Source organism: Rhizobium sp. AN5, from assembly GCF_900215255.1.
Taxonomy (GTDB): Bacteria; Pseudomonadota; Alphaproteobacteria; order Rhizobiales; family Rhizobiaceae; genus Agrobacterium; species Agrobacterium tumefaciens.
Window position 1 is genome coordinate 34,282 of sequence record NZ_OCMJ01000003.1, and the last position, 14,378, is coordinate 48,659.

Sequence of the window (14,378 nt, forward strand, 5' to 3'; positions counted from 1 at the left end):
CCGGCCAAATTTTCGATGATGACGGCCTATTCTTCGGCATTCAGGACAAGCCGCAACAGCGCCGGCAACGAAGCGGATTTCGTTCGGCGCATGATTGATGCGCGATGGTTCTCGACAGTGCGCTGACTAAGCTTCAAATCGGCTGCAATAACCTTGTTGGCCTGCCCCTGAACAATCAGGTCAAGGATCTGGCGTTGCTTGCGAGTAAGCGTCGCCAGCGTGGCACGAGCCGTTTCACGCCGCTCTTCGCGCTCGTTTGCATCACGCGATCGCTCGAGGGCCGATTGCACGCTCCGATATATTTCCTGGTAAGAAAACGGCTTCTCGATGAAATCGGCCGCTCCATATCGCATCGCATTGATTGCCATACGGACATCGCTGCGACCCGTGATCACAATCACCGGAAACCGATGATGTTTTTCTTTCAGCAAACGCAGCAACTCCATGCCGACCATGCCCGGCAGATACGCATCGACAAGCAGACAACCTGATCTTTCCGGCTGGTAATCTGCAAGATACTCTTCTGCCGATACATAGGTTGCAACCGTCCAGCCTTCTCCTTCGAAAAGAGCGCGCAAATTGTCCCTGATGTCCTGTTGGTCGTCGATGACTTCGATGAGCCGACCCGTCATCGGCCTCATGTATTCGGGTTCGCTTATGTGCACTACCCTCTCGTCGGTTTGGCGAACAACCAGGGTCTCGACGACCTGCACGACGTCCTTGAGTTTCGCCGGCTTGTGCAGATACGGAATTTCGTGCTGTGCAAAAGCCCTCAGGGCCTTGCTTGAAATATCGCCTGTGAGAATGAGCGCCGGAACATTTCGGCGGAGTGCTTGCCGGATATCTCCAATCGCAGCTATGCCATTCCCGCCGGTAGGGAGATTGTAGTCTGCGAGAATGACGTCGGGCGTGAACAGCAATCCTCGAACAATCGCGAGTGCCTCAGCAGCCGTAGAGGTCGCAGCCACCACATATCCAGTCTGCTCAAGTCCCATCTTGAGCAGATCACGCATGCCGTTTTCGTCTTCTATGATCAGAACCGACGCCCACGACAGGGCAGCCGCTTGGTTCGAATGGTCATCCACTGGCGCAGGAAGTGGTACAAGCGGCTCACCTGCCGGTGCATGATCGATCTCGATCATGAATGCCGAACCTTTATGCAGTCGTGACTGCACTACTACCCTCAGTTCGAGAAGCTCGCTGAGCCGCTTGACGATCGACAATCCCAGCCCCAAACCACGGTCTTCCGTTCCAGCAGGCGCATCGAGCTGGAGGTATTCCTGAAAAACATCCTCGATATGGTTTTCGGGAATGCCGATGCCAGTGTCCCACACTTCGAAGCGAACCTTCGTACCGCGCCGGCGACAACCGACCAGAATTTTGCCGCTCGTCGTATATTTCAGCGCATTGGACAGAAGGTTGCGAACGATCTGCTCGAACAGACGCGGATCGGTGCGAACGGCAAGGCTGGACGGCACGACATGGAGTTGCAGCCCGGCGGCCTGAGAGGGATAGTAAAATTCCTTGAAGAGCCTTCCCAGAAGATCGCCTATTGCAAAGCTCACGATCTGAGGTTCCACCATACCCGCTTCGATCTGGTTGATGTCGAGAACGGAGTTGAGTATTCCCAACATCGACGACAGCGTCTCCTCCATCCTCTGAACGAAAGTGCGCGCCTGGCCTTCGCCCACGCTCTTTTCCAAAAGCCCCTGCAACAGCTTCAAGGTTTGCAGCGGCTGACGCAGATCGTGGCTTGCCGCAGACAGGAACTGCGACTTTGCCTCAGTCGCCCGCTCGGCGGATTTCTTTGCAGCTTCCCTGCTTTCCGCAACCTGTTTCTGGGCGCTCATATCGATGAATGTGATAACGACCCCGTCGACGGTCTCGCTCTCGCCGCGATAGGGTTTGATGCGGCGGACATACCAGCGGCCGTCAGGTCCTCCTATCTCCCTGTCGATTGTATTGCCGTCCTGGAGGGTCGCCATCGCATCGGCTTGAAGCGTAATGTCGCCGTCAAAGCCGCTAAGGTCCGATAGGGGGCGGCCGACATCGGACGATATAATCTTGAATACTGACCGGGTGGCTGGTGTGAAAAACCGTATACGAAGACTGGCATCCAGAAAGAGCGTCGGGACATCGGTGCTGTACAAGACGTTTTGCAGATCGTTGGAAACTGCACGCTGACGCTCCAGTGCTTCGTGCAATTGATTGTTGAGGGCTGTCAGCTCTTCATTGAGGGATTGCAGCTCCTCTTTCGAAGTAACGAGTTCCTCATTCGTCGACTGATACTCTTCATTCAGAGACAGTGCTTCGGCGGTGATCTGCTTCTGTTCTTCGCTGGCAATTTCCAGATTGCGTATGGCGCCCTGCAATTCCGCCCGTGTCTCCTCCAGTTCGAATTCCAGCTCGGTAATGGGCGACGCATCTGTCGTCGATGATTTCTGCGATCGGACAACCCTGTTGGCCTGCGCAGCATCTTCCACGAAACATATGAGGAACAGCTCTTCACCCTGACTGAACAGCGGTTCGACGTGAATGCTGAACTCGATATGCGCGCCGTTGCTGTCGAGTTTTGCATTCTTGGCTACGAATGGCTTCTGATCCCGGGTCGCACGGTGGATCGCAGACCTGATCTTATTATGGATCGCCTTCGGTGTCATGGCGAACAGATCATGCGATGCCGGGCCTGAAGCGATCCGCAGGAACCTTGCTGTCGGGCCGATGGAGTAAAGATATTCATACTTTCGATTGACGAGGATCGCGGCGGGCACGTAGCTACCCAGCAGAACCTGGGCAACCGCGTCGGCAAGCGCACTGTGCCTCGACGCTGAAGTCACCTTTCCTAGCGAAGAGGGAATTCTGACATTTCCACCCGGAGCCACGCCGAAATTAAGATCACCGAAAACCGGCGGCCCGATACGCCGATATACCCGTTCGGTTTCCGAAATCAGCTTGAAACGGTCATCCATTCCGCCAACGGTTTCGGATTTTCCGACCAGTAAAATGCCGTTCTCCCGCAAGGCGAACCTGAAAAGCGACAAAACCTTGGCTTGGGCGTCCGCTTCAAGGTAAATCAACAAGTTGCGGCATGAAATCAGATCGATCCGTGAGAACGGTGGGTCGCTCAGGACATTCTGCACGGTGAATACCACCGCCCCACGCAGTTGCGCCGTCACGGTGTATCCGTTGTCATCCCTTACGAAATATTTTTCCAGCAAGTCCGTCGGCAGCGATTTGGTCGCCTCATGTGAATAATGTCCGTCTCTGGCAATTGCGACCGCCTCGCCATCGGCGTCCGAGGCAAACATCTGAAACTGGAGACGAAGGCCCATGGACTGAATGAGCTCGAGGAAGAGAATAGCCAGAGAATATGCTTCTTCCCCCGTGCTGCATCCAGCGACCCAGACCCGCACTGCTCCGTGAGCCGCTTTTGCGTGGAGAATATCCGGAATAATGGTGTCGCGTAGAAAGTCGAACACCTTCCCGTCGCGGAAGAAGCTGGTGACGTTGATCAGAAGATCCCTGACGAGATTTTGCCGCTCTTCTTCGCTGTTTTCGAGCATCTCAAGATATCGGTCAATCTCCTCGATCTCGATACCGAGAACCGCAATGCGTTTTTCGACACGGCGCTGCATCGTTCCATGTTTATAGGCCGAAAAATCATTCGCGGTGGAAACCCTCAATATCTCGATGATCCGGCCCAGCTGGGGCATTCGGCGCACCATCGAGTGATCGGCTCGAAGCCGCGACAACAGCGCAATATGTTTGGCTATGGCCGCAGGCATCTCTTCGACCGGTAAAACCGTAGCGCCAATGCCCAGCGAAATAACACTTTCGGGCATGCCGCCAAACTGTGCCTCTTGAGGCTCCTGGACCAGAACAAGTCCCTTGAAATCCCTGATCTGCTGGACGCCGGATGAGCCATCGGACCCTGTGCCGGACAGGACAGCTGCTATCGCCCACGGTCCAAATTCCTTGGCCATAGAACCCAGGAGAAAATCAAACGGCAGAGGTGCCTCATGCAGTTCCCGCCGGGGCGACAGATATATCCTTCCTCCGTCAACCGACATCAGGAATTTTGGTGGAATGACGTAGACGTGCTCGGGCTCTATCAAGGCAAGGTTGACAGCCTCCGTTACGACCATATTCGTTTCGCTCGCCAGAAGTTCTGCGAGCATGCTTTCATGCGACCGGTCAAGATGCTGAACGAGAAGAAACGCACAGCCGGTTTTTTCAGGCAACGCTTTGAGCAGGGCTCTGAACGCATTCAGTCCTCCCGATGAAGCTCCGACGCCGACAATCGGGAACATCCTAACAGGACTTGCTTCCTGTGATCCGGACATCGGACCGGTGTCTACCTCGAAAGTAGAAGGAACCTTGTTACTATCCGCGCCGCGTTCCGCCATATTCACTCTCGTTAAAATTGACGCGCATTCCAAATAGAGATCGACCCTTACGAAGCGTCAGGCGTTGTGGGTCAACAAGTCTTGAAAGCAGCCATCAAGGCCTTGAGATCATTCGTCAGGGATACATAGTCACCAAGCCCCGTCACATGCGGGGTGCAGCGCGTCCGATTGTCGCGAGGTGCAATTTCAAAATGCGATTAACACGCATAAGTTGCTGACATCGCGAACAAAAGCACGAATGGAGGATGATAAATCAATCCGGCCGCGATTATAATTCATCCATTATAGTTAGTGGTGTCGCGCAAAACATGATGATGGCCTGAAAGAATTATATTTCAACAAATCTGCCGTGTCTGGTTGTCTGCCCACATCATGCCAGATTGAACGCCACGTCGAAATCTCAATCAAAAGTGAGTAATTTCCGAACCTTTTCCAGTTGCGATACTCCATTGTAGGATGCCGGAGTCGAAATTCGGGTAGTGCCACGTCTGTTGATTTCTGGCCGATTTTAAATTCCGAAAAATCCAGACCGCAACAGAGTCGCTTCCGAAGTTCTGATTGATGACGGCGTTTCGGGTTGCATTACCTCAAACGTCCGTTGTGCCGAATCTTAGAAAGAAACTCTTCGGTTGCGTCTCTGCCAAGCCAGACAGATCCGCAAAGCACTCTTTAGCGCGGATAGGACATAACATGCTGACATCAGTTCCCAACAACGGACATAGCCAATTCTCATCAAATTTCCATGTGGTTGCGCATTCGAAACCTATGGAAACTTCGGTCAGAAAGCTGGCGATCATCGACGACCGCGCGCTCGATCGTGAGTGTCTGGCTCAGAGCCTGATCGCATACGGCCTTGATATGGAAGTCGAGTTGTTTTCATCACTCGACGACTGGAGACATGCTCCAAACGGCCAGCATAGCGGCATCCTGGTCAACGTCGGTCGCAGCGATTTTTGCGATGACGTATCCCTCCATGAGTTGCGGGAATTCATTGCCGACTTCCCTTATCTGCCGGTCGTCATTCTTGCGGAAAACCGCGATCTGCGTCAGGTCATGAGGGCGTTCGACGCGGGAGTTCGTGGATACATCTCCTCGTCGATAGGACTGGCGGTGTGCGTGGGCGCCATCTCACTTGCATTGGCGGGCGGCGCTTTCGTATCAGCTGAAAATCTGAGCGATCTCAGGCAGTTGCTCGTGGTTGCGGAAGACAAGGAACGTCAGCGCACGGCCATGTTCACCCAACGTGAGGTCGATGTCATCAACGCCTTGACGCAAGGCAAGCCAAACAAGATCATCGCTTATGAACTCAATCTTCGTGAAAGCACCGTAAAGGTACATATTCGCAATATCATGAAGAAAGTCGACGCCAAAAACAGAACGGAAGTGATCTTTAAAATATCCGATCTCTTCAAAAACTAGTCATGTGTCGTGCAGTGAACCTGTTGTAAAAACATAATTGCCTGCGGGTGTCGGGCCCCGCACGATGCAAACGCATCGGAGCGATTATGACAAGAAGGTTGTACATCTCCTCTAAGCCTTTCGGCTAGCATTCCAAGCATAAAGACGGGGTAACGGCCACCGAGCCGGATACGGTAATCTCTGGTCATTGGACATATGGACCCGGGATTTCGCTATGCAAACTTTCGTCGAAAATTTCGAAAACTCGGATCGACTGCGCCTGCGCTCCCGCAACATCATACCGGGCGGCGCACATACCTATGCAAAGGGTGACGACCAGTACCCTGTCCTGTCTCCCGGCTTCATTGAAAGGGGATATGGCTGTCATGTCTGGGATGTCGATGGAAATGAATATATCGAGTACGGCATGGGCAACAGGGCTGTCGGCCTTGGCCATGCCTATGCCGACGTCGTAGAGGCGGCGCGTGCGGAACTATACCGCGGCTGCAATTTCACGCGCCCGTCAAAGATCGAGGTGGATTGCGCATCGACCTTTCTCGATACGATCCAGACGGCCGAAATGGTCAAATTCTGCAAGAACGGTTCCGATGCGACATCCGCCGCGATACGACTTGCACGGGCTGTTACCGGCCGTGACCTGATCGCGCGCTGCAGCGACCACCCCTTTTTCTCCACCGACGACTGGTTCATCGGAACAACGGAGATGAATGCGGGCATTCCTCAGGCGATCCAGAATCTGGTCCTTGGCTTCAGCTATAATGATCTGGCGAGTGCGCGCAGTCTGTTTGACCGCTTTCCAGGGCGCATAGCCGCCTTCATTCTGGAGCCGTCGCGCGGTGATCCGCCTCGGGACCAGTTTCTTCACAAACTCCAGAATCTTTGCCACGAAAACGGCGCGCTTTTTATTCTCGACGAAATGATCACCGGCTTCCGCTGGGATGCTGGTGGAGCGCAGAAGACATACGATATCGTCCCCGATCTATCCTGTTTCGGCAAAGCGCTGGGCAATGGCTTTTCGATTTCCGCACTTGCCGGCAAGCGTGAGTTCATGGAACGAGGCGGTATCGATCAAACCGATGCCCCCCGCGTCTTCCTGCTTTCGACGACGCATGGCGCGGAAACGCATGCGATGGCGGCGGCCATCGCAACCATGAAGGTTTACACGCAGGAACCCGTGGTCTCACATCTCGTCCGACAGGGAAATTCGCTGCGCGCCGCCATCAGCCAGATCGCAATTGCGCACGGGCTCGATTCCTACTTCGGCATCCAGGGCCATTCCGCCTGCCTCAGCTACTTCACGCTGGACCAGACCGGAAAGCCGTCTCAGGCTTTTCGCTCGCTGTTTCTGCAGGAAACCATCCGTCGGGGCCTTCTCGCACCGTCTCTCGTTGTAAGCTACACGCATGAGGACGAGGATATAGCCAAAACGCTCGACGCCATCGATGGAGCGCTCGTCGTCTACCGTAAAGCGCTGGAATACGGCGTCGACAAATTCCTGACAGGACGCCCATCCGATGTCGTCTTCCGGCGTTTCAACGGCAACGCGCAGCATCAGGCCAGCCATGGGTTGGTCATGGCCGACATGCCCGAATTATCGGAAAGCATCCGAAAGCCTTAACCGGCCGGGGCACCTAGACCGTTCGCATTATCGATACAGCCGCTTTGCGCGGTGCATCGATCTAGCCTGAAAAGATACGCTCGTTGCGATCGAAAACAGATTTTGAGGGGAAATTTCATGCACGTTCTAGTCACCGGGCATCGCGGATACATCGGCTCCGTCATGGTACCCATCCTACGCAAGGCGGGTCACGAAGTACACGGTTATGACACTGAATTCTACCATCGCTGCGCTTATGTTCCAGGCGGACCTTTGCCGCAGGTCCCCGGCGTATGCAAGGACATCCGCGATATCCAGCCTTCGGATATGGAAGGTTTCGACGCTGTCATTCATCTTGCGGCGCTGTCCAACGATCCGCTGAGCAATCTCAATCCGGAAATTACCTATGAGATCAATTACCGCGGCAGCGTTCGGGCAGCGCGAGCCGCAAAGCAGGCAGGCGTCAAGCGTTTCATCTTCGCCTCGTCGTGCAGCAACTACGGCGCCGCTGGCGAAGGACTGGTCAACGAGACGGCCGAGCTGAAACCGGTATCGGCCTACGGCACGTCGAAGGTCTTGGCGGAGCGGGAGATTGCAAGCCTCGCGAGCCCCGGCTTCTCACCGGTCTATATGCGTCCGGCAACAGCATATGGCCTTTCGCCCATGCTGCGTTTCGATATCGTACTCAACAACCTGACCGCTTGGGCGGTGACGGAAGGACTGATCCTCCTGAAATCCGACGGATCGCCATGGCGCCCAATCGTTCACATCGAGGATATTTCGCGGGCCTTTCTGGCTGCGCTCGAAGCGCCGACCGATGCCATACACAATCAGGCTTTCAACGTCGGACAGGATGCGCACAACTATCAGATCCGGGAGATTGCCGAAATCGTCGCTCTCACGGTGCCCGGATGCCGGCTGCAATATGCGAGCGATGCAAGCCCCGATACCCGTTCCTACCGCGTCGATTTTGGCAAGATCGCCCGTGCGCTTCCGGCGTTCAAACCGACATGGACGGCGGCCGCAGGTGCCGAGCAACTCTACCGGGCCTACAAGAGCGCCGGCCTGACAATGGCCGAATTCGAGGGACCGCACTATCAGCGGATCGGCCAACTCCAGAAGCTGATCGGGGACAAGGATATCGACATCAACCTGCGCCGCCCCATGGCCGCGCCGCGCCAGAACGCCGATATTGCGGCATCGGTTTAAACAGGAGGCCCGGATGGGCAAGATGGAGCCTGGTGCAAAGCTGACAGGTGATGCATGGAGAGAGGCAGGTATCGGCCAGACTATTCATGATCTGGCTTCCCGCCTCTTTCCGATCTGTCGCAGCATCACCGGCAAAGGCGTGCGCGACACAATCGATATCCTTAAAGACTATATCGATATCGAGCAGCGCGCCGTCCCAAGCGGGACGCGGGTTTTCGACTGGACGGTGCCCCAGGAATGGAACGTCCGGGACGCCTATGTGAAGAACGCGGCGGGACGCAAGGTGATCGATTTTCAAATGTCGAACCTGCATCTCATGAGCTACAGCATCCCTCAACGTCGCATGATGCCGCTGGCCGAACTGCAAGCGCATATCTACACCTTGCCGGCACAACCCGATCTCATTCCTTACAAAACAGCCTATTACACGGATGCCTGGGGCTTTTGCATGTCGCATCATGAATTCCTCAAGCTAGAGGAAGGCGACTATGAAGTCGTCATCGACACCGAAAAGGCGTCAGGCAATCTGTATTACGGCGAATATCTGCATATCGGACAAAGCACCAAAGAGGTGCTTCTCTTCGCGCATATCTGTCACCCGTCGCTCGCAAACGACAATTGTTCCGGCCTGGCATTGCTGACGTGTCTTGCTGCAGGCCTGAAAAGCAGGTCCACATATTACAGCTACAGGTTCGTCTTCGCACCCGGAACGATCGGCTCCCTGTCATGGCTTGCGCAGAACGAAGACGGGATATCGAAAATTGCGCATGGTCTTGTAGTCTCATGCATTGGTGACGGGGGCGCGCCGAACTACAAGCGTAGCCGCAGGGGAGATGCACTGGTCGACCGGATCGCCGCCTGCACCCGCTGCGGAGAGGATCGCAAACATCTGGCAATCGCCGACTTCATTCCCTACGGCTATGACGAGCGCCAATTCTGTTCGCCGGGCTTCAACCTGCCGGTCGGACTGCTGCAGAGAAGCGCTTTCGGAACCTTTCCGGAATACCACACCTCGGCCGACAATCTCGACTTCATCGAGCCCAAACATCTCGACTCATCCTTTTGGATGATCATGGACATGATCGATGCTCTCGAAGAAAACTGGACGCCGTTGAACCTTCGGCCCAAGGGTGAGCCACAGCTGGGAAAATACGGGCTTTTTCCTGCGATAGGCGGCCATAAGACGAATGACGACCGTACCATGGCCTATCTATGGATACTCAACCTCGCCGATGGAACCAACTCGCTACTGGATATCGCCGAAAGGTCTAAAATGCCGTTTGTCGATATTGCGAGCGCTGCCGGCAGGCTGCTCGAGGCGGGCCTTGTCTCGAACCTCGGTTTCCTGACGCGCTAAACCTTCATTGCAAAGCGGGCCAACCGAGGTCCTTTTCCGATATGACCGAGGGTGGCGCCGGCCATTCTACACCTATCGCGGGCTCGTCATAACGGATCCCTGCCGCACTTGCCTCGGCATAGGGCACCGAAATCAGATAGGACACAGCAACGTCGTCGCTGAGCGACTGGAAGCCGTGTGCAAAACCCTCGGGAATGTAGAACTGCGCGCCATTGTCGGCCGACAGCACCGTGCCAACCCATTGCAGATAGGTCGGCGAGCCGCGGCGCAGATCGACGGCGACATCCCAGATCGATCCTTTGACGCAGGAAACCAGCTTTGTCTCCTGATGCGGCGGTCGCTGGAAATGCAGCCCTCGAACGGTGTGTTTAAGCTTTGATAGAGAAAGGCTGTGCTGACTGAAGTCCGATACCAGCGCGTTGCTCTCAAATTCGCGCTTGCAGAACGTCCTGGCAAAAGAGCCGCGACTGTCCCGCACAGGCACCGTACTGACGACCCAGAGCCCCTCGATTTTCGTCTTCTCAAACAGCATTCGGCGCTCCTGATGCAACCCCGTATTCAAGAAGAATTCTCCGCCATTTCAGCGGCTTCGGAATACACCCATAGGCAGCACCATACCTTGAAGGCGGGCTGGCAAATAAGTCACCCTTTCGGTTGCGGAAACCAGCCGCCGGAAGCGAATTTTAGCGAATTCCAATATAACCCTACGGCTTATGGATGACGTTTTCGAGCCGAATGCAGTATCGTCACCCACCCCGATCCATAGTATTTTTTCCAGTTAATAAAAGAATTTTCTGAAATTCACTCGAAGACAATGCGATGAAATCAGGGGGGCGTCAGATGAATAATGAGGCAGTTTTTTCTGCAAGACTGAGCTCGACGCATCACGTCGGGCTTTGCCGTCTTTGCAGCTCGCCATTGGTGCATACCTTCGTCGATCTTGGAATGTCTCCGCCCTGCGAAAGCTTCGTCGCAGCTGACGCAGCCAACGACGTCGAGGCGTTTTATCCGCTCCACGCATTCGTTTGCGACGAATGCTTCCTCGTCCAGCTTCAGGAATATGTAGCGCCCGAGAATATTTTCACGGAGTACGCGTATTTCTCCTCGTTCTCGGACAGTTGGGTCGCTCACGCAAAGCGGTACTGCGACATGGTCATCGAGCGCTTCGCGCTTGGCGAATCCAGTTTCGTTGTCGAGCTTGCCAGCAACGACGGTTACCTGCTGCAGCATTTCCTGACCAGCAACATCCCGATGCTCGGAATTGAACCGGCGGTGAACGTCGCAAAGGTGGCGATCGGCAAAGGTATTCCGACACTCACGGAATTTTTCAACGAGGCTCTGGCAATCGATATGGCGGCCAGGGGACAAAAAGCCGATCTCATCATCGGCAACAATGTCCTCGCACAGGTGCCTGATATCAACGATTTCGTTGCCGGCATGAAAGCCCTGCTCAAGCCTGAAGGCGTCATCACCCTTGAGTTCCCGCATATCGAAAAGCTCATCGAAGAGAACCAGTTTGACACCATCTATCACGAGCACTTTTCCTACTTCTCATTGCTGACCATAGAAAAAATGGCGCGCCGTCATGGGCTCAAGGTTTTCGATGTCGAAGAGATCCCCACACATGGCGGTTCGCTGCGGGTCTTTTTCTCGCACGAGGACAGCAATTTTCCGCGTGAAGCCCGCGTGGATAGCCTCCTGGAACGGGAGCTGAATGCCGGGCTCGACAGAATAGAGACTTATACGGCCTTCTCCGAAGCCGTGCGCCAGACAAAGCGAAACCTGCTGTCTTTCCTCATCCGCCTCAAGGAGATGCGCAAATCGATCTGCGCCTATGGCGCACCGGGAAAGGGCAACACTCTGCTGAATTATTGCGGTATCGGCACCGATTTCATCGATTTTGCAGTCGATCGCAACCCTTACAAACATGGTCGCCTCACGCCGGGAATGCATATCCCGATCCGCCCCGTCAGCGAAATCCAGCGCATAAAACCGGACTACATTCTCATTCTCCCCTGGAACCTGAAGACTGAGATCGTTGCACAAATGAACGACATCAGAAATTGGGGCGGGAAATTCATCGTTCCAATTCCCGACATATCCATCATTGATCCGAAGGAGTTGGTACAATGAAGGTCGTCTTGTTCTGCGGTGGCAGGGGTACCCGCATCAGGGAATATTCCGAAAGCGTACCGAAACCGCTGATCCCGCTCGGATCTCAACCGATCATGCGGCATGTCATGCAATATTACGCCCGTTTCGGACATGAGGACTTCATCCTCTGCCTTGGCTACAAGGCGCATGTCATAAAAGAATTCTTCCTGAACAGCCGGCCGGAAAGCTATGCCGACTGCGTCATATCAAGCCCCGGACGCGTGGAGTTGCTCGAGGAACTGCCGAGGGACTGGCGGGTATCCCTGATCGATACGGGGATATGGCGCAATATAGGCGAGCGCCTCTGGGCCGTACGTCATCATCTCAAGGGCGAGAAGATGTTCCTTGCCAATTATAGCGACGGCCTGACCGACGTCGATCTCGACGACATGATTGCCCAATTCGAAAAGAGCGACAAGCTCGCCTGTTTCCTGGCTGTCAGACCGCCCCTCACCTACCACCTGGCGGAAATCGACGAGAGCGGAAGGGTCCGGGAATTTCGGTCGTCGGAAACATCCGATATGTGGATCAACGGCGGCTACTTCCTGATGCGGCCGGAAATTTTCGACTACATGCGCGAGGGTGAAGAACTCGTGCTGGAACCGTTCTCGAGGTTGATTTCTGAAGACAAATTGATGGCCTACAAACACGAGGGTTTCTGGCGGTCAATGGATACGCTGCGCGACTGGCAGACGTTGGAGGCGATGGTCGAGCGTGGTGACATGCCATGGATTGGAGACGATGGGTCAATGGCACACAAGTCGTCAAACACGAAGCTGCTGCCATGAAAAACATGTCCCTCGCCTCCGCCGGTGATCGCCTGTCGATCCTTTGTCTGGGAGCTCACTCCGACGACATTGAGATCGGCGTCGGAGGCACGGTCCTCAGTCTGCTTTCAAAGGGCGTATTGCTTGATGTCTATTGGTGCGTCCTCAGTGCCGGCAACGAGCGGGCCCTGGAGGCACGCAGTTCCGCCGAAGCTTTTCTTGCAAGAGCAGCATCCTACTCAATTGAGCTGGCATCGTTTCAGGACAGCTACTTTCCCTCGCAGAGCCGCGAGATCAAGTCATGGCTGCTGACATTGCGCGACAAAGTCAACCCCGACGTCATATTCACGCATAGCCGCGAGGACGCGCATCAGGATCACCGCGAAATCAACAGGCTCACATCCAACATCTTCAGAAATCACCTGATCATGGAATACGAAATCCCAAAATGGGATGGCGATTTCGGCAGAAGAAACGCCTACGTGCCGTTGAGCGAAGACGCGATGAACATGAAGGTGGAGCTTCTCTTGCAGCATTTTGGAACGCAGAGATCCAAGGACTGGTTCGATGCGGATACCTTTCGCGGCCTGGCGCGGCTGCGGGGGATGGAGTGCCGTGCGCCTACACGTTTTGCGGAAGCCTTTACCGTTAGAAAGCTGACGTTCGCCTGAAACAGGCGAAAGCCTGTTGACGGTACGAAATCGACGTTTTTCGGAAATTAAAAGAAACCAAAAACAATACAGGGGGCATTTTCGTCATGATCCATAACCACATCTCCGAGAACCCGCCGGAAGGCGCACCGCATCCGCAGGCCGCATCAAGCGCGGCTGGCTATATCGGCATCATAGATCGTCGCATGCTCGAGCGGGAATGCCTCGCCCATAGTCTCAACTATCAATATGCGGACAGGCGCATCCTGACCTTCTCCAATCTCGGCGAATGGCAACAGGCACGCGCGGAAATCGGCATGCCTGCGGCAGTTCTGGTCAGTGCCTGGCCTGGTCCGTCGGCAGAGACGAACCGCGAGCTTGGGGAGATTGTCGCTGCGGTTTCGCCGGCCGCCGTCGTCGTGCTCTCCGACGATCAGGACATCAATACCATCCTCGATACGATCGCTCTTGGCGTGCGCGGGTATATATCGAGCTCCGTCAGCGTCGATGTCTGCGTCCAGGCGATCAGTCTTGCAATCGCGGGCGGCCGTTTCATACCGGCCAGCAGCGTCATGAACATGAAAAGTCTGTTCGGCCTGACGGCACACGCCGCCATACCGCCGATGAAATTTACAAGCCGTCAATCGGCTATCGCGGAGGCCCTGCGGTGCGGAAAGGCGAACAAGGATATCGCTCTGGAGCTGAACCTCTGCGAAAGCACCATCAAGGTGCATATCCGCAATATCATGAAGAAGCTTGGGGCAACCAACCGCACGGAAGTTGCCTGCAAGATCGGTGACATGGCGTACGAGCGCTAAG

The 14,378-nt window shown here is 55.0% G+C and carries 10 protein-coding genes; 8 read left to right on the top strand and 2 right to left on the bottom strand.

What is annotated here, in order from left to right:
* Positions 1-26 precede the first annotated feature (26 nt).
* On the bottom strand, positions 27-4,310 hold the full coding sequence (locus tag CRP02_RS03645) for a CheR family methyltransferase (RefSeq protein WP_097170306.1): 4,284 nt from the start codon (positions 4,308-4,310) through the stop codon (positions 27-29).
* 786 nt (positions 4,311-5,096) lie between these two features.
* Between CRP02_RS03645 and CRP02_RS03650 the strand changes: the two genes are divergently transcribed.
* The 4 genes from CRP02_RS03650 to CRP02_RS03665 all read left to right on the top strand — a co-directional run bounded on the left by CRP02_RS03650 (position 5,097) and on the right by CRP02_RS03665 (position 9,988).
* A complete protein-coding gene (locus CRP02_RS03650; protein ID WP_003517620.1) occupies positions 5,097-5,825 on the top strand; it encodes a LuxR C-terminal-related transcriptional regulator in 729 nt (242 codons plus the stop codon).
* A gap of 214 nt (positions 5,826-6,039) precedes the next feature.
* Positions 6,040-7,443 (top strand): glutamate-1-semialdehyde 2,1-aminomutase, encoded by a 1,404-nt coding sequence (locus tag CRP02_RS03655; protein ID WP_097170307.1) that lies wholly within the window; start codon positions 6,040-6,042, stop codon positions 7,441-7,443.
* 117 nt (positions 7,444-7,560) lie between these two features.
* Positions 7,561-8,631 carry an NAD-dependent epimerase/dehydratase family protein gene (locus tag CRP02_RS03660; protein ID WP_003517624.1) on the top strand — a complete coding sequence of 357 codons (1,071 nt, stop codon included), beginning with the start codon at positions 7,561-7,563 and terminating at the stop codon, positions 8,629-8,631.
* Between the two features lie 13 nt (positions 8,632-8,644).
* Positions 8,645-9,988, top strand: a complete 1,344-nt coding sequence (locus CRP02_RS03665; RefSeq protein WP_097170308.1) for a DUF4910 domain-containing protein — start codon at positions 8,645-8,647, stop codon at positions 9,986-9,988.
* 4 nt (positions 9,989-9,992) lie between these two features.
* Here CRP02_RS03665 and rfbC read toward each other — a convergent pair whose 3' ends face one another.
* Complete coding sequence (gene rfbC / locus CRP02_RS03670; protein ID WP_097100341.1) at positions 9,993-10,520, bottom strand: dTDP-4-dehydrorhamnose 3,5-epimerase; 528 nt, start codon at positions 10,518-10,520, stop codon at positions 9,993-9,995.
* A 308-nt stretch (positions 10,521-10,828) separates the two neighbouring features.
* Here rfbC and CRP02_RS03675 point away from each other — a divergent pair, with 308 nt between their 5' ends.
* The 4 genes from CRP02_RS03675 to CRP02_RS03690 all read left to right on the top strand — a co-directional run bounded on the left by CRP02_RS03675 (position 10,829) and on the right by CRP02_RS03690 (position 14,377).
* Positions 10,829-12,121: a class I SAM-dependent methyltransferase gene (locus CRP02_RS03675; RefSeq protein WP_097170309.1), complete on the top strand. Its 1,293-nt coding sequence runs from the start codon at positions 10,829-10,831 to the stop codon at positions 12,119-12,121.
* A complete protein-coding gene (locus CRP02_RS03680) occupies positions 12,118-12,930 on the top strand; it encodes a glucose-1-phosphate cytidylyltransferase (protein ID WP_003517634.1) in 813 nt (270 codons plus the stop codon). The genes CRP02_RS03675 and CRP02_RS03680 overlap by 4 nt, the downstream gene beginning before the upstream one ends.
* Positions 12,927-13,580, top strand: coding sequence for a PIG-L deacetylase family protein (locus CRP02_RS03685; RefSeq protein WP_179783930.1), 654 nt, complete (start codon positions 12,927-12,929; stop codon positions 13,578-13,580). Before CRP02_RS03680 ends, CRP02_RS03685 begins: the two co-directional genes overlap by 4 nt.
* An 86-nt stretch (positions 13,581-13,666) precedes the next feature.
* Positions 13,667-14,377 (top strand): helix-turn-helix transcriptional regulator, encoded by a 711-nt coding sequence (locus CRP02_RS03690; protein ID WP_097170311.1) that lies wholly within the window; start codon positions 13,667-13,669, stop codon positions 14,375-14,377.
* Position 14,378: the final 1 nt, after the last annotated feature.